Source organism: Micromonospora sp. R311 (assembly GCF_056780015.1).
Genome location: NZ_JBSWCE010000026.1, coordinates 1 through 15,300 on the forward strand (window position 1 = coordinate 1; position 15,300 = coordinate 15,300).

General features: G+C 70.3%; 12 protein-coding genes and 1 pseudogene. 4 read left to right on the forward strand and 9 right to left on the reverse strand.

The genetic code is table 11. The features are described 5' to 3' along the window. Nucleotides 1-360 precede the first annotated feature (360 nt). On the forward strand, nt 361-1,203 hold the full coding sequence (locus AC1WTP_RS21855; RefSeq protein ID WP_481651127.1) for an SGNH/GDSL hydrolase family protein: 843 nt from the start codon (nt 361-363) through the stop codon (nt 1,201-1,203). Between the two features lie 382 nt (nt 1,204-1,585). Here the strand turns inward: AC1WTP_RS21855 and AC1WTP_RS21860 are convergent, their stop codons facing one another. The 3 genes from AC1WTP_RS21860 to AC1WTP_RS21870 form a co-directional block, all read right to left on the reverse strand. Next, a complete protein-coding gene (locus AC1WTP_RS21860) occupies nt 1,586-5,539 on the reverse strand; it encodes an AfsR/SARP family transcriptional regulator (protein ID WP_481651231.1) in 3,954 nt (1,317 codons plus the stop codon). Nucleotides 5,540-5,786: 247 nt separating this feature from the next. After that, nucleotides 5,787-7,097 (reverse strand): hypothetical protein, encoded by a 1,311-nt coding sequence (locus AC1WTP_RS21865; protein WP_481651128.1) that lies wholly within the window; start codon nt 7,095-7,097, stop codon nt 5,787-5,789. A 10-nt stretch (nt 7,098-7,107) separates the two neighbouring features. Then, complete coding sequence (locus AC1WTP_RS21870; RefSeq protein WP_481651129.1) at nt 7,108-8,133, reverse strand: PqqD family peptide modification chaperone; 1,026 nt, start codon at nt 8,131-8,133, stop codon at nt 7,108-7,110. Nucleotides 8,134-9,595: 1,462 nt separating this feature from the next. Here AC1WTP_RS21870 and AC1WTP_RS21875 point away from each other — a divergent pair. After that, nucleotides 9,596-10,147, forward strand: coding sequence for a hypothetical protein (locus AC1WTP_RS21875; protein WP_481651130.1), 552 nt, complete (start codon nt 9,596-9,598; stop codon nt 10,145-10,147). Nucleotides 10,148-10,310: 163 nt separating this feature from the next. Here the strand turns inward: AC1WTP_RS21875 and AC1WTP_RS21880 are convergent. Then, nucleotides 10,311-10,418, reverse strand: a pseudogene (locus AC1WTP_RS21880) (NAD(P)-binding protein); the annotation flags it as partial. A gap of 345 nt (nt 10,419-10,763) precedes the next feature. Here AC1WTP_RS21880 and AC1WTP_RS21885 point away from each other — a divergent pair. Together AC1WTP_RS21885 and AC1WTP_RS21890 are read left to right on the forward strand one after the other, a co-directional pair. After that, nucleotides 10,764-11,258 carry an LD-carboxypeptidase gene (locus AC1WTP_RS21885; protein WP_481651131.1) on the forward strand — a complete coding sequence of 165 codons (495 nt, stop codon included), beginning with the start codon at nt 10,764-10,766 and terminating at the stop codon, nt 11,256-11,258. Beyond that, nucleotides 11,230-11,778: a hypothetical protein gene (locus AC1WTP_RS21890; RefSeq protein ID WP_481651132.1), complete on the forward strand. Its 549-nt coding sequence runs from the start codon at nt 11,230-11,232 to the stop codon at nt 11,776-11,778. Before AC1WTP_RS21885 ends, AC1WTP_RS21890 begins: the two co-directional genes overlap by 29 nt. Nucleotides 11,779-11,933: 155 nt before the next feature. Here the strand turns inward: AC1WTP_RS21890 and AC1WTP_RS21895 are convergent, their stop codons facing one another. The 5 genes from AC1WTP_RS21895 to AC1WTP_RS21915 form a co-directional block, all read right to left on the reverse strand. Next, nucleotides 11,934-12,101, reverse strand: coding sequence for a hypothetical protein (locus tag AC1WTP_RS21895; RefSeq protein WP_481651133.1), 168 nt, complete (start codon nt 12,099-12,101; stop codon nt 11,934-11,936). A 236-nt stretch (nt 12,102-12,337) separates the two neighbouring features. Next, nucleotides 12,338-12,544: a bleomycin resistance protein gene (locus AC1WTP_RS21900; protein ID WP_481651134.1), complete on the reverse strand. Its 207-nt coding sequence runs from the start codon at nt 12,542-12,544 to the stop codon at nt 12,338-12,340. 31 nt (nt 12,545-12,575) lie between these two features. Then, entirely contained in the window at nt 12,576-13,064 is a 489-nt protein-coding gene (locus AC1WTP_RS21905; protein WP_481651135.1) for a VOC family protein, read from the reverse strand. 366 nt (nt 13,065-13,430) lie between these two features. Beyond that, nucleotides 13,431-14,012, reverse strand: coding sequence for a dihydrofolate reductase family protein (locus tag AC1WTP_RS21910; RefSeq protein WP_481651136.1), 582 nt, complete (start codon nt 14,010-14,012; stop codon nt 13,431-13,433). A gap of 180 nt (nt 14,013-14,192) precedes the next feature. Beyond that, nucleotides 14,193-15,272 carry an endonuclease/exonuclease/phosphatase family protein gene (locus AC1WTP_RS21915; protein WP_481651137.1) on the reverse strand — a complete coding sequence of 360 codons (1,080 nt, stop codon included), beginning with the start codon at nt 15,270-15,272 and terminating at the stop codon, nt 14,193-14,195. Nucleotides 15,273-15,300: the final 28 nt, after the last annotated feature.

The following is a 15,300-nucleotide window of genomic DNA, read 5'->3' on the forward strand; positions in this document are numbered from 1 at the left end:
TTGCGTCACAACATGATCCTGGATGCCCTCTCTTCATACCCAGACATCGACCCCTGACATCGGAACTACTCGTCTAGGCGGTGGTCCCGGCTCCGGATCAAAGCATCGCGATCTGATCGTCCGGGCGCCGGCGCGTCGGTGCCAGGGTCATCAGCGGTCCGAGCGTGTCGCCCGGCCGTCCGCGCGCGGCGACGCGACGGCTCGGGCATTCCCGGCAAGTAGCGTCCTGCCCACTGTTCGATGGAAGGAAACTTTCGCTCGATCTCTTGCGCGCGCCAATGCTTGCCGCGGACAGTCTGGACCACCACCAGCATTCGACGTCCGTCGATGCGCTTTCCGGTGGGCAGCTGAGGAGGAAGCATGGCACCCGTCCCTCGCCGCAGAAGCCGCCTCGTCACACTCGCGATCGCCGTCCTCGCCGGCCTGGCACCGGCCGTGCTGTGGGCGCTGCCCGCACAGGCGGCCGCGCCGCTCTACACCGCCCTGGGCGACTCGTACGCCTCGGGCGTCGGCACCCGCACGTACTACTCCGACGGCACCAGCTGCTACCGCTCGCCGTACGCGTACCCGGTCCTCGACGCGAACCAGATCGGCGCCAGCCTCACGTTCGCCGCCTGCTCTGGCGCGAAGGTCGCCGACGTGTCCAACAACCAGCTCGGCAGCCTCAGCTCCTCGACCAGCTACGTCACGCTCACCGTCGGCGGCAACGACGCCGGATTCTCCAACGTCATTACGCAATGCGCCAAGCCGTGGCCGTACACCTGCTGGGGTGACATCGACAACGCGAACTCCTACATCCGGAACACCCTGCCCGGCACCCTGGACACGCTCTACAACAAGATCCGCTCGCGGGCACCGTACGCCCGGGTGGTGATCGTCGGGTATCCACGCCTGTTCAACGAGAGCGACTGCCAGTCGCTGTCCCGGATCAGCCCGGGGGAGCAGGCGGCGCTGAACGACACCGCCGATCTGCTGAACCAGACCATCAAGGCCCGGGCAGTCGCCCACTCGTTCCCGTTCGTGGACCCGCGAGCAGCATTCACCGGACACGCCGTCTGCGACTCCACCGAGTGGATCAACGGCCTGTCGGACCCGATCAGGGAGTCGTACCACCCGAACCGCACCGGCCAGTCGAGCGGGTACGCCCCGCTGGTCAAGAACGCCATGCTCAGCACCACGACGGCGGCCGCCGACAAGGCGTAGACACCGCCAGCGGGTACCGGCCGGTGCGCGTGCCCGGCCGGTACCCGGCTCCGCCGCATCAGGGGGGGCTAGGGCGAGGCGTCCCGGTGCCCGGGTCGATCTTCGTCGGTCCGGCGGCCAACGTGCGTAGATGGAGCAAAGATCGCGGCCGGGAGGTCACCCGTCCAGTGCCGCCGACGGCCGTCCCGACCATGTCCGTTACCAACCTCTCATGGAGCGGCGCCAGGACGGCGGCGACGTCGGGTGGCTGGCCCCGTCATCTAGGCCAGCTGTCCGGCATAGCGGAACGTCGGAGGCTCGCTGCCGTCGCCCTCCCGGACGTATCGATAGTGTGCAGCTCGACTGTGGCCATGATGTGCGGCACCCGGTTGATGTGCCTGGGTCACCGCCGCGTGACGCCGACGGTGCTGACCCGGGCAGCTACGTCCGCCGCCGCAGACCGGTCCTCACCGCCGTGGTCGCCATCACCGGCGCCCAGTTCGTCCCTGGACCCGCCACCGAAGCTATCCGCGTGGTCGGGGGCGTCGGAATTGTCGCCGCGGCCGCCGACGTCGAGACCGTTCTCCACCACGCGGCCCGGGCGACGGCGGTCAGCAGGACGGGACGTCCAGCGGCCGGGATCGGTGTCGGCCAGGAACCCTTCGATCCCGGGATCGCGGCCGGTCACGCAGTTGTCCAGGATCTCTCGCGCGGCGGATCGGCTCGACTCGGCGAGGCCGACGTTCCCGGTCATCTGGTGCACTCGAGCGGACTGCCGGAGCACGATGCCGTACAGGAAGGGGCGGCCCAGACCTTCGGCGAGGTGTCCAGCGCGGTGTAGGTCGGCAAGGGCCGCCTCAGCGTCACCGCGCCGCACCGCTACGTCGGACCGGACGATCAAGCCGTGCCATTCCGCCTCGCCGTAGCCCACCTCGCGGGCCTCGGCGATTCCGCGGTCCAGCCACCGGCGGGCTTCCTCAGCCCGGCCCTGTCGGACCAGGGCTCGACCGACTGACACGCGGGACATCGCCAGGAACCGGTCCCCGAGCGCCTGCCGGACTTCCAGTGCGCGGCGGGAAAAACGCTCCGCGGCCGCCGGGCGGCCCAGGACGTCGTACGCCTCGCCGAGGTTGTGCAGGCTGATTGCCAGATTGAAGTCGTTACCCGTGTCCCGATGCAGGCGGTACGCCTGGAGGAAACACGAGACGGCATCGGCGGGCCGGTCGATCTCGTAGTAAATCAATCCGATGAGCTGCAGCGTCGTCGCCTGCAGCGGGTCACCGGTACGCTTCCTTATCGCCAGTGCGGTCCGGAGATGCGCCAACGCTTCCTCCGGGCTACCGAGTCGGTGCCTGGCCAGCCCCAGTGAGGTCAGCGCCAGCGACTCGCCCCAAGGCTCGCCGGCCGCGGCGTCCCGGGCTAGCGCTGCGAGCTCGCCGAGTTCCGTCCACCGTGACCGAGGCGCCAGGTAGTGGCCGATCGCCCGCAACAGATCCAGTGCGGCCTCGTCGGGATGACGACGAGCGACAGCCAGCAGCGTGGGAAGTTCGCGCTCGAGCCATCGGTCGGCAGCCGTCGGGTCGACGAAAAGTGCGGCGTGCGGCGACTCGACCGGACGGTGGTCGAGCGGTCCCGGCCGGACCATGTTGGCCGCCCGCCAGGCGCTCGCAACGTAGTAGGCGACGACGCGCTCTGCGGCGGCGAGCATCTCGTGACCGGCCTCGTCGCCGTCGATCAGTTCCTGGCCGGTGAGACGCAGCAGGTCGTGGAGTCGATACCGGTCGGACCCGAGTAGCTCCAGCAGTTGCAGTTCGACCAGGCGCTCCACGACGGCGTCGGCCCGAGCCGGAGGTACGTCCAACAGCGCGGAGACCGCGGCGGCGTCGAACGGCTGCGCGACCAGTTCGGCCAGCAGCCGGAACGCCTGAGCCGCCAGCTGGTCTACCAGGGTTCCGGATTCCTGCAATTGCTGGTACCCGGATCGCAGGCAGGCGCGGACGCTGATCTGCGGAAGTTCCAGCAGGTCCAACCGGTTCCGCTCGTCGGTCAGCCGATCCGCCAGCCGGCGGAGCGGCAGCGTCGGGTGAGCGGCCAGACGGGCACCGACCACCCGCAGCGGCAACGGGAGATGCTCGCACAAGCGGCCAAGTCGGGCGGCCTGCTCCGGCTCTGCCGCCACCCGTTCCGCACCAATCAGCTCGGAGAGCATCCGCACGGACTCCGCGGGTGACAGCGGGCCGACCGGCACGTGAGCCGCACCGTCCAGCGAGTTGAGCATCATCCGGCTGGTTACCAGCACCAGGCAATCCGCCGACGCGGGCAGGAGCGGGGCGACCTGGTTCGCGTCGACGGCGTTGTCGAGCAGGATCATCACCTTGCGGCTGGCCGACAGAGAACGGAACTGGGCGGCCGCCTCCGCCTGGTCCCCACTGATAGCGGAGGCAGGCAAGCCCAGGCCGGTCAACAATCGGGTCAGCGCCGCGAGCGGAGTGAGCGGGGTGAGCGCCGGGGTGGAACCATGCAGGTCCAGGTAGAGCTGGCCGTCTGGGAACCGGTCGGCGAACGTGTGCGCCAGCCAGACCGCCAGGGTCGACTTCCCGGAGCCAGCGGGACCGTTGAGGGCGAGCACGGCGGGACGCGCCCGGGTGCGGGACGCCCCGGCGGCGAGCCGCAGGGCGGCACGCTCCCGGACCCGACCGACCAGTACGGCGGGCGCGGGCGGCAGCTGTCGCGGTCGGACCGGGACTGGTTCCGCCGACGACACCGGGCCGGTGGCCGAATTGCTCGGTGCCCACAGCGTCCGGTCCTGCGTCAGCACCGCGCGGTGGGCCTGCCGCAGATCCGGCCCCGGTTCAATGCCGAGCTGCTGACGCAGGGCGAGCCGGGCACGTTCGTACGCCTCCAGCGCGCCGGCCGGGTCACCGGCCTGGCTGAGCCCGTTCATCAACAGGGCGTGGGCCCGTTCCCTGGTTGGATTGGCAGCGACGTGCCGACGCAGGAGCGGCACCGCGTCGCTCGCCCGATCCAGTCGCAACAGCAGGCCGGCCTGCTCCTCCACCGCGTACGTGAACTCCGCGTCGAGTTGCGCCGTGTACCAGCTGAGCAGCGGTCCGGTTCGCACGTCGGCGAGCGCCACGCCGCGGCGCAGGGCGAACGCCCGGCCCAGAAGGGACAACGCCTGGTCCTGATCGTCGGCGGTCCGAGCGGCCCGGGCGGCGTCGGTCAGCTGTCGGAAGGTCTGGGCGTCGAGCTGGTCCGGCGCCAGATGCATGACGTAGCCACTCCCGGCGGGCACCAGCAGGTCTCGACCGGCCGGGCCGAGGTGGTGCCGGATGGCGTCGACGCGTCCGCGCAGTTCGGTGTGGGCCGCTGGAGGCGGATCCATCCCCCAGATCTCCTCCGCCAGGGTGTCGAGATCAACGGACTCGCCGGCCCGCACCAGCAGGCAGGCGAGCACGATGCGGGATCGGGGTGGCAGTGCCGGAAGCGCCGAGCCGTCCCGTTCCACTCGCAGCCGACCGAGCAACCCGAACCACAGCACTTGAGCGGGAGGCGCAGAACGTCGCTCCGTCGTCACGATCCTGGCCTGGCGGTCGGCGTCAGCGCTCGACCGGCCCGCCCGCCTCGGCGCCGAACCACCGTGAAGGCTCTCCTGGTGGAGTTCTCTGGGCGTGGGCTCGGGCACGACCCGGAGGCTGGGATCGTTGCGGAGGATCAGGTCCCGCAGCCGTACCAGCTCCGGCGTCGGGTCGACGCCGAGTTCCTCGGCCAGCCGGCGGCGAAGCTGGTCGAAGCGGTCCAGCGCCTCGCCCGGCCGGTTGGTCAGGTACAGCGCCCGCATGAGCCGTCCGACCAGCGGCTCGCGCCACGGGTACGCCTCGACGAGTTCCAGCAGCCGGCCGATCACCTCGTCGTACCGGCCGAGGCTCAGTTCGAGATCGAGGCACCGCTCGACGACGGTCATCCGGCGCTCGTCGAGACGTTGTGCGGCGGCGGTCAGAGCCGGCGTACGCAGGCCGTCGAGCGCCGGACCATGCCACAGCGCCAGCGCCTCCCGGAGGCTGGCCACGCCCGCCTCCGGCCTGCCCTGGTCGACGTGCCGGTCGGACTGGCGGACCCGTGCCTCGAAGACGTCCAGGTCGAGCTGACCGTCGGCGACCGTCAGCAGGTACCCGGAGCCCTGGGTGCCGATGGCATCGGCGGCGAGTCCGGCCCCGCGCATCGCCCGCCGCGCGGCGGCCACCCGGTTGCGGACCTGCACCTCGGCGCTCGCCGGGGGATGGTCGCCCCAGGCGGCGTCCACGAGCCGGGAGACCGGTACCAGGCGGTTGGCTTCCAGCAGCAACGCGGCCAGCATCGCCTGGCTGCGCGGGCCGCCCACGCGTACCGGCCGGTGGTCGACGCGCACCTCGACCGGACCGAGCAGCCGGAACGTCACCGCTGGCACCTGTTCGCCCTCCGAAGCGCCGATCAGGGCGACCGCGTCGGGTTGATCGCGGTCGCCGTGTCAGGCTCGACAGTAGGCGAGGGCGGGAAATCGGCAACGTGGGTATCCGGGTGCAGTGGCGGACCGGCCAGCCTGCCGGGCGGGTCAGTCCAGTCGGTCAGCCGGTGGGCATCGGCTCGGCCTGCGGCACGTGGCGGGCGGTGGACGGCCGCCGGCGGCGCCGGGCGTGCCGGCGGTAGAGCGTGCCGAGGAAGATCGCCTGCAACGTGCCCTCGACCGCCAGGACGAGTGCCCCGTCCACGGCCGCGAGCAGGCTTCCACCGGTCGCACCGGTGACCACCGCCGAGCCGGCCTTGACCGCCCCGTGCAGGAGGATCGGGATCCCGAACCCGATGAAACTGGCCAGCGCGACCAGGCTGCCGAGCACGACCGCCGCCGAGTAGACCCGCACCGCGCGGCGCTCGTGAGCCGGCAGCTCGGCGCTCGGATCCGCCCCGGTCGCCGCCATCCGGCCGGGCAGCGCCGCGTGGCCGCACCGGCGCAGCAGATGCCGGGCGTACGCGAGACCGTCGTGGAACAGGTTGCGGCACCGCAGCAGGTCGAGCAGGACGAAGTAGAGGTCGGTCCGCATGTAGACGTGCAGTTGCAGCGCCATCGACATGAGGATCACCAGCGCGACGGCGGCCAGCAGCCCTTCGATCACCGGGTGCGGCCGGGCGTACCCGATCACCAGCAGCGCGCCGCAGACGACGGCGAGGTCCCAGAGCAGCCCGCTGAGGTAGACCCGGTAGCGGTACCGGCGCGGCACCGACCAGATCGCCGTCACGTCGGTCTCCAGCACCAGGTGGTGCAGCCGGGTCGCGAACCGGATCCGGGCCGGCGCGCCCAGCGAGCGGGCCGCGACCAGGTGGCTCAGCTCGTGAACCGTCACCGTGACCGAGAAGAGCATGGTGTTCACGAGCACGGCGAGGCCGATGTAGTCGGTCCAGAAGAAGTCCCGGTACGACGGCAGCAGCTCGGGACGCCGAACCACGGTGACCAGGGTCGCCGCGACCAGCGCCAGGTAGCCCAGCTTCGCTATGGGGCCGAAGAGCCAGCTGACGTGCCGGGCCTGCAGGCGGGGCAGGTGCGGCCGGAGCGGGCGGTGCGGGTCGATGACCGGCCGGCCGTCGATCTCGGCGACCATGCCCGCCTCCCGCAGCGCCACCACCAGGTCCACGAGGTCGACGTCGACGTCGTGTTCGGTGGCGAGCCGGTGCTCGGCCGCGCCGATCGACATCCCGGCGTCGAGCAGTTCGACCGCCCGGGCGCCGATCGCCGGCAACTCCACGAACTCGCCGACGTCCGGCCGACCTACCACGACCGTGTCGGGGTCGTCGTCGGACGGCCGGACCCGAAGCGGGCGGAACCGGACGAGGCTGCCGGTCGTCGCGGCCGGCTCTGCCGGCGCCGTCTGCGTGCCGGTCATCTCCCCGCCCTCAGCGATTCTCAAGCCCGCAGGAGGGGCAGTCGGGGTCGCGCGGCACGTCCACGAAGTACTGGTGGTCCCAGCGTGCGACGTTGTGGTGGAAGACCCGTCCGGCAACCTGCCGCGGCAGCCCGGCAAGGTGATAGAGGACCTCCAGGGCGCACAGGTGCCCGGTGACGTTGGCGCTCGCCGCGATGACCGCGTTCGGTCGCTCCAGCTCGATCAGCGGCGTGCCGTTCGCGTAGAACTCGTTCTGGTCCTGCCGGCGGCACATGCAGGTGTAGCAGCCGGTTCGGTACGGCAGGAACGAGCCGACGACGGTCATCGGACCGGTGTAGAGGGCCATGAACCAGGGCGTGCGGGTACGCAACGCGGCCTCGTTCGTCCAGCTCTGGATGAGCTGCACAGGCTTGTCCGCGCAGAGCACGAAGGCGTCGCAGCCGACCATCAGCGATGCCAGCTCCTCGGCGGAGCGCACCTGGCGCTCCTCGCCGGTCACCTTCACCCGGGAGTTCATCGCCCGCAGCCGCTCCACCGCGACCTTCGTCTTCGGCTGGCCGACGTCCCGCTCGGTGTAGAGCAGTTGGCGGGTCAGGTTCGGCTCGTCGACGACGTCGAAGTCGACGCAGTGCAGGCTGCCGACGCCGCTGGCGACCAGACCGGCGGCCACCGCCGTACCGGTGCCGCCGAGGCCGAGCAGGCCCACCCGGCCCCGCCCGATCCGCGCCTGAACCTCGTGGGGCGACCGGCGCGGAGCGGTATCGATCCAGGAGTAGAAGTGCCGGGCGCGATCGTACCGGGCGGCGGCCTCGGGGGTGAATCCGTCGGGCAGCGGCGCACCCGCGTCCTCGACGAACCCCTGCTCGATCAGCTGGTCCACCACGTCGCGGACGCTCTCCTCGTCGAGATCCGGGTGGGTGGCGGCGAGGTCGGCACAGACCTGGGCCAGGTCGCGCGTGCCGTCCAGCAACGTCAGGATCCGGGCTATGGTGCCGTCCTCGTCGTCCTGGATCTCGGCGGCCACGCCGTACTGCATCAGGCCGATGATCAGTCGGTTCCCCGGTAGGGTGTACGGCTGGTGAACACTCTTGACGCGCGGTCGGACCATGCGCATCCGCGACCTCACAACGCTCGCTGGGACAGGGGCCGAGCCGGTCGTGGGGACCGGAGTCTGGACAGAACCCGGTGTGGAGCCGGCACTTCGGTCGCCACCCCCGATACACGTGACGACCGAAGTGCCGGCGCGCGATCAGCCGCCGACGGCGTCGCGGACAGCCGTCGTTTCCAGCTTCTCCAGCTTGCGGACCTTGAGCGCGAGCTTCTTCTTGCCGCTCTGCTCGACCTTGGCCTTCTCCATGTCGTGCCTCCTCGGGTCGCGTCACCTCCCGGTCACCCCGGAAGGTGAGCCCACCCTGTCGCCTGCCGTCATCAGCCGAGCACAAGTTGATCATCAATGCCGGCGGTGACCGTTGCGGATTCCCGGCGGCGGCGTCGCGCAGGCGACGCAGCGTACGGCCCTCCACCGGACCGTCCAGCGCGGCAACCAGCAGGGCGTCTGACGCCTGCGGACCGAGCGCGGCGAGGTCGATCCGGACGACGCCGGCGTCCTTCCACAGCGCGGTTAGCGCATCCGGACCCGGCTCGTCGGTACGCGCCGTGGCGAGCAGCGTGACTAGGCCCTCGATAACGGCCTGGTGAAGTACGGCGAGAGATGTCTCCTCGGGCCGCTGGGCGTCATCGACGAACAGGATTGTTCGGCCCTGCTCGGCGGGGCGACGGAGGCCGAGCAGTCCGAGTTGCACGCGGCCCAGCCCGCCGGCCCGGCTGGCGGCGGCCGGGAGCCGCCCGGTGAACCTGGCGAGCGCCAGGCCGGAGCCGGCGACCGGCCAGCGCACCGGCAGGATCCGGACGCCTCGTATCCAGTCGGCCGCTTCATGGGCCAGGCGGGTCTTGCCCACCGCGATCGGCCCAACGAGCAACGCGCCCGGGGATCCGGCACCCGCAGCGCGGCTACCGCCGAGGCCATCTCCTTTCGCGGCCGACTCGGTAGCCGGCCAGGTCGTGGCTGCACCCTAGTCCGGGGTGCACATACGATCGGCTCAGGCGAACAGCGGTCGGCTTGGCGGCGGACCGGCGAAGTCAAGTGCCTGCCGGGTTGTCTGTGACGGCAAGTCCGCGACGTCAACCTGGCGGGCACCGGCGCGGTTGATGACCACGCTCAGTCCCGACTCCCGGGTCACTGACGGGCAGCTCAACGAAGGCGTGCCCCACACGCCGGCGCCTGACCGTCTCGAAGTAGCACCACAGGATCGCCATCTGAGCTGGCCGCCGGACCGGCCGCCACCCGATCGGTGGGGGCCCGGGCAGGAGGCCCGGTTCGTACTTCAGCGGGAGGGGTGGCCCTGCCTCGGACAGGTCAAGGGGTGCTTGTCGGGATGGGACACACTGGGCGCCACCGCCGGCGGCTGCCGTCGGCGAGCTCTCTGACAGGAGCCGCCATGCAGGCCAGAGCGATCATTTCAACCGTCACCGCGTTCACCCTCACTCTTACGGTCACGCTGCTGCCGGCCGGTCCTGCGGCGGCCGACACCGCCCTGGACAGCTGCTACGACTCGGCCACCCCGCAGCACCAGGACCCCGCCGCCTGGCCCGCGCCGGGAAGCCAGCAGACGACGTGGGCGTCGCCCATCAGCATCATCCACGGTGACGCCTTCCGGGTGAGAGCCCAGGGCAGCGTCCGGATCGACGTGTGGGGCACCACCAAGAGCATCGCCGGCGAGCTACCGACCGCTCCGACCACCGGCGGATGGCCGGCACCCGGTGCCCCCCGGTACGCGCTCATAGCCAGGGTTACCACGGGCTCCATGTGGGTGAAGAAGACCAGCCGGATCTACGGGCCCAGCTCCTGGTTCCCGGTCGGCACCGACAGCGACTGCATGCTGTTCTCCAGTAACGGCGATCCGGCGCCGCACCTGGTCTTCACCTTCAATGACAACAACCTGGGTGACAACGGCGGCGGCGCGGGGGTCACCGTACGGCAGTGGTTCTGAGCAGGCGGGGTCCCGACCGGGGATGGGGGCTCCCGACCGGTGCTGGCGTGACCCGGCCGGTCGGCCCGAACGGGCGGACCGGGTAGTGCCAGCCGGTCTTCGGGCTGTCCATGACCTGCACGAAGCCCTTCGGAATCCTGATGAGAGGGTGGCTGTCCGCACCGCCGGCCTCGATCAACAGCACCCGCGCGCCGGGGTCTTCGGAGAGGCGGTTGGCGAGCACGCAGCCCGCCGATCCCGCTCCGACGATGACGTAGTCGAACTCGTCCACGCGAATCCCTTCCTGCCGATGGCCGGGCGGGTCAGCCGGGCGGTGTGGCGCGCCGCACCGCCACAGCGCCGCAAGCGGCTCCACGGGCGAGCCGTCCGCTGGCCGGGGAACGCCACCCGCGAGACGCTGCCGCCAATGAAGGCGGGAGATGGCGATCGATGGGGGAAGCGTCACGTCAACGACGGCTGGGCGTACGGCGCGCACACGGCGCACGCCCATGTGGGCGCTTACGTAAATCCCGCGGGGTCGGCTCACGTATTGGGACCAGTCGGGGCTGTGCCGGCTAGGCCTGGGTCGCTCGGTAAGTGGGTAGCGTGTTGTTGCGTGTGTTAGGACACTGCGTCGGTGACCGGTTCTGCACTGCCTCAACCGCTTCGACCTCGTGCCCTGAGGTTCGGAGATCTCGTCGTTGTCGCATCGCTGTCCGGGCCGCTGCATGCCGCTTACGAGCCCGATCTCGAGCAGGCGGTAGTCGTGCTCGAGCGGATGGGATTCCGCGTGCGTCGCGCACCGCTGCTCGAAGCAGGGCGGCACCATTGGTGGAGCGCGGCTACTCCGGCGGAGATTGCGAGGGAATTCAATGCTCTGCTGCGTGATCCTGAGGTGCGCGCCATCATCGCGCATGACGGCGGCCAGACGGCGCTGGGCTACCTCGACCTGATCGATGTTGAGGCGATCGCTGCCGACCCCAAGCCGATCCTCGGCTACAGCGACATCTCGCTGCTGCATCTGGTGCTCTACGCCCGCACTGGTCTGGTCGGGTTCCATGCCGACTTGGCCACGCCCTGGACTCGGTGGGGCGTGGCAGGTTGTGCCCGCAGCGCGCCGAGCGGAACTTGAAAGGCTCTACTCGACGTTGCTTACCGGTACGGAGGCGATCGGTGCGCTGCCTGCCACCCCGTCGTGGGAGTGCTGGCGTGCCGGTCGCGCCGAAGGCCGGCTGATCGGCGGGGTGATCAATCGCATTGTGCTGGCGCAGGCGACGCGTTACGCGCTGCCGCTCGAGTGGTTCGACGGTGCGGTGCTGTTCTGGGAGGAGATGGGCGGCCAAGCGTCGTACGTGTGGAGCTATCTGCAGGTGCTGCGGCACTGCGGCATCCTCGATCGGATCTCCGGCATGGTCGTGGGCGTCCCGTACGCGATCGACGGGCTCGGGGCGCCCGACGTGTCCCCGACCCTGCCCGAGATAGTCCTCGACGTCCTCGGTGAACGCGACATCCCGGTCCTGGGCAACGTCGAGTTCGGACACGCCGGCCCGAATCTGCCGATGCCGGTCGGCATCCGCGTCGGCCTCGACGCGCAGCAGCGGACGTTGTCGCTGCTCGAACCGGCGGTACGGTCGCATGCGGCAACGGGGTGACCGACGCCTTGGGTCATTTGTTCGGCCGGTATGCCGATCATGGCCACCTGCTCGGCGGCAGTAATCGGCTGAGGCGGTTACCTTGGCGCGAGTTGTAGTTCGCCACAAACGACGATCATGGATTCGTGGTCGACGTCGCCCTCGGACACAATCCATTACCCCACGGTGCGCACCGAGATCCACTGCGGCGCGCACCGTTTGCGCTTCCGGCACTTAGGTGAGCCGAAGCCGAGCTGCCGGCAGACCTCGGCCTTGTCGGCTGGGTTGGCGTCGCGGAGCACGGTGGCGATGTCGCCGAGCGCCCTGATTTCTGTTCCGCTCATTCGCCGCGGGCTGTTGCCCAGGCTCGTATGCAGATCTGCTTCGGCGCGGGCGCGTTCGGTCTGGGCGATCCGGCCGGTCACTACCGCCGGGTCGGCACCGGCGTCGAGAGCCGCTCGGGTAACGCTCCAGCCTGCCGTCGCATGGACCGGGAGCCGCGCGCAGCGTTGCCGGCGAGCTCGGCTGTCGCCAAGAGAGACCACCATCAGGCTCTTCGGTCCAGATGCCGGTGAGGGCGTCACGCGGATGAGACGACAACGTGCTTGACCTCTGCCATGTAGCGCCCGGCGGCCGCGGAGGCATCGTCCGGGGGACTCCCGGTTTCACGCGCCCGCATGTACGCCGCGTACCAGTCCCACCAGTCGTGCGGTGGGGCGACCGCCTCGAACGAGCCGTGGTGTTCGGCCGCCTCATGCAGGAGCTGCGCAAGATCTTCGACGTCCATCAGTCAGAACCTCCTCGGTCGTGCGGACTCGTCACCGTCCGGGTTGCCGCTCCTTGACCTCCTGCAGCAGCCACCCGTTGCCGTCCGGGTCGGTGAAGGAGGCGAATGAGGCGTAGCTGCGACGGTCTGGGGCGGGGCCGTCCACCCGTTCTTGGTCGCCGGTGTCGTAGACGTTGTGGTAGACCTCGCTCACCTCCACGCCCCTGCTGATCAGGTCGGCGCGGGCTTGATCGATGTCGGAGACCACGAGGTAGGTGCCCTGGGCAGTGCCAGGCGCCGCGGGGGTGAGCCCGCGGCCGAGGTGGATCGAGCATGCCGACCCCGGCGGCGTCAGCTGCACGATCCTGAACTTCGGGCCGGCCTCGTAGTCCGCATCCAGCCGCCACCCCAAGCCCTGGTAGAAGCGCAGGGCGCGGTCGACGTCAGCCACCGGGATGACGACGACCTCGAGTTTCATGAGCGTTGTCGGCTCCTTGACGACGTCCGTTGCGACGTCCTGATCTTCCTGCGGGGTGCTCATGTCGACCTCCCGTGACGGATGCCCGGTTCGGTTCATGACCCTGGGTGAGCCGCACCGGCCGGGGCCCGAACGGTGGCTCCGGGTCATCCGTGGACCGGCTGACAGGACAATTGTGGCTTGCCGGACACTGCCGATGAGGGCCATTGGCGCAACGGCCAACGGCACGGTGGGTGGACCGGTGCTGTCCGCCGCGCGGCAACTCCTGCGGCTCGATCGGTTGCTGCCTCCGCCGGCACCCGGGTCACAGGTCTCGGTAGAGGCCCTGCGTTCGCAACACGGCAAACCGCCGCTGGTCTGGCGGCCACCTGCCGTCTGCCGCCGACCCACACTCCGTGGAGCGGGCTACCGTCACCGAGCCGGCCGGGCTCATAGCGGCTCGTACGAGAGCATCACTACACCGGTGGTGGTCGTCGTGCAGTCGATGAGCCGCAGCCGTCGCGGCCGGTCCATCTCCCGGAACAACCGCTTGCCGGTGCCGAGAAGCAGAGGATGCACAAACAAGCGGTAACCGTCGACCAGGTCGTTCGCGATGAGGTCCTGGACGAGCATTCCGCTGCCCAGCACGGCGATGTTGCCGTCGCCCTGGTCCTTCAGGTCCCGGAGGGCCGACCCGAGATCTCCGGCGAGCGCCTGGGAGTTTGACCAGGCGAGGTTGGTCAGCGTCCGCGTGGCCACGTACTTCGGCGTCGCGTTGAGGTGCGCGGCCATCGGGTTCTCGTCGGGCTGGCTCGGCCAGAACTCGGCCATTTTCTCGTAGGTCCTGCGCCCGAAGAGATACGCCGTCGTCGACTTCAGCCCTTCGACCGCGGCGGCTGCCTGTACCTCGTCGAAGTACGGCGCGGCCCAGCCGCCGTGCTCGAAACCGCCGTCGCGATCCTCGTCCGGCGATCCCAGCCCCTGCATGACCCCGTCAAGGGTCACGAACTCGATGACTGTCAGCTTCCGCATGGCCTCGCTCCTCCGCTGTGCGGTCGGCACCGTGCCGACCGGTCACCCTCGAGACGAACGGGCTGCGGCCAAATCGACAGCACCGGGAGAACGGCGGCCGACAGCCGCCCGTCCTGCCCATGGGGTCGGTCGGTCGTAGATCGTGCTCCATGGGAGGTGGAGCGCCGGCCTTTACGCGGTTCACCAGCTGATTCTGGCCGCCACCGGCAGGTGGTCGCTGCCGGTGGCCGGCAGCACCCACGAGCTCTCCGGCTTCACGCCTCTGACCAGGATCTGGTCGATCCGCACCACCGGGAACCCTGCCGGCCAGCTGAAGCCGAAGCCATCCCCGGCCGCGTCCTGGACCGAGCGCAGCTGGGAGGTGATGCTGGCGAACGCGCGGTCGTCCATGGTGCCGTTCAGGTCGCCGAGCAGCACCACCCGCTCGTTCTGCTCGGCGGCGATGGCCTTGCCGAGCGCCTGCGCGTTTCTGTCCCGGTGGGCCGTCCAAAAGCCCGCCCTGGGATTCACCCGTGCGGAACCCAGGTGGGCTACATACACCGCCAGTGGACCCTGGTCCGTGCTCACCGTGGTGCGCAGCGCCCGGGTGTAGGTCATCTTGATGTCGAGCGGCTTGGTGTCCGCCAGCGGCCCGTAGTCCATCTGGATGTCGACCGGCTGGGTGTCCGACAGCGGCAGCTTGCTCCACAGCCCGACCGTGCCCTGCACCGTGTGGTAGGGGTACGCCTTTTCCAGCTCCTTGTCGTACGTGCCCCGGGCCTGCTCGGTCAGCTCCACCAGAGCCAGCACGTCCGCCCCGGAGGCGGCCAGGTCGCGGGCGGTGCCGGCCGGGTCGGGATTGCCGGCGGCGACGTTGTGCTCGGCCACGGTGAGGTCGCCGCGCGGATGGGACTTGTCGCCGAGCAGCCCGCCGAACAGGTTCAGCCACACCATGACCGGCAGCAGCAGCGCGGCCACCGCGGAGGCGGAGCGGCGCCACAGCGCCCCGATCAGCAGTACGGGGATGAACAGGCCGAACCACGGCAGGAAAGTCTCCACCAGGCTGCCGAGGTTCCCGATCCGGTTCGGGATCTTCGCGTGCAGCAGCATGAGCAGCCCGAGCAGCAGCCCCAGCGCCGCGAGCACCCGGCCGCGCTTCCAGGGGCCCGGCCGGGAGGCGGCGCGTATCACCCGGCGGATGTGCGCGCGCCAGGTCCCGGCGCCGGTATCCTGATTCCCGGCGCCGCCCTGCCCGGTCTCCGCCGTGTCCACCCGCGTCATGTCTGTCCTCGCTCACTGCCGGTCACTG

Excerpts from the sequence above, each read along its gene's own strand:
- AC1WTP_RS21860 (WP_481651231.1), bottom strand. The coding sequence starts at position 5,539 with ATGCTGGCCGCGTTGCTGCTGGAAGCCAACCGCCTGGTACCGGTCTCC.
- AC1WTP_RS21905 (WP_481651135.1), bottom strand. The coding sequence starts at position 13,064 with ATGAGCACCCCGCAGGAAGATCAGGACGTCGCAACGGACGTCGTCAAG.
- AC1WTP_RS21895 (WP_481651133.1), bottom strand. The coding sequence starts at position 12,101 with ATGAGCGGAACAGAAATCAGGGCGCTCGGCGACATCGCCACCGTGCTC.
- AC1WTP_RS21900 (WP_481651134.1), bottom strand. The coding sequence starts at position 12,544 with ATGGACGTCGAAGATCTTGCGCAGCTCCTGCATGAGGCGGCCGAACAC.
- AC1WTP_RS21915 (WP_481651137.1), bottom strand. The coding sequence starts at position 15,272 with ATGACGCGGGTGGACACGGCGGAGACCGGGCAGGGCGGCGCCGGGAAT.
- AC1WTP_RS21865 (WP_481651128.1), bottom strand. The coding sequence starts at position 7,097 with ATGACCGGCACGCAGACGGCGCCGGCAGAGCCGGCCGCGACGACCGGC.
- AC1WTP_RS21855 (WP_481651127.1), top strand. The coding sequence starts at position 361 with ATGGCACCCGTCCCTCGCCGCAGAAGCCGCCTCGTCACACTCGCGATC.
- AC1WTP_RS21875 (WP_481651130.1), top strand. The coding sequence starts at position 9,596 with ATGCAGGCCAGAGCGATCATTTCAACCGTCACCGCGTTCACCCTCACT.
- AC1WTP_RS21870 (WP_481651129.1), bottom strand. The coding sequence starts at position 8,133 with ATGCAGTACGGCGTGGCCGCCGAGATCCAGGACGACGAGGACGGCACC.
- AC1WTP_RS21910 (WP_481651136.1), bottom strand. The coding sequence starts at position 14,012 with ATGCGGAAGCTGACAGTCATCGAGTTCGTGACCCTTGACGGGGTCATG.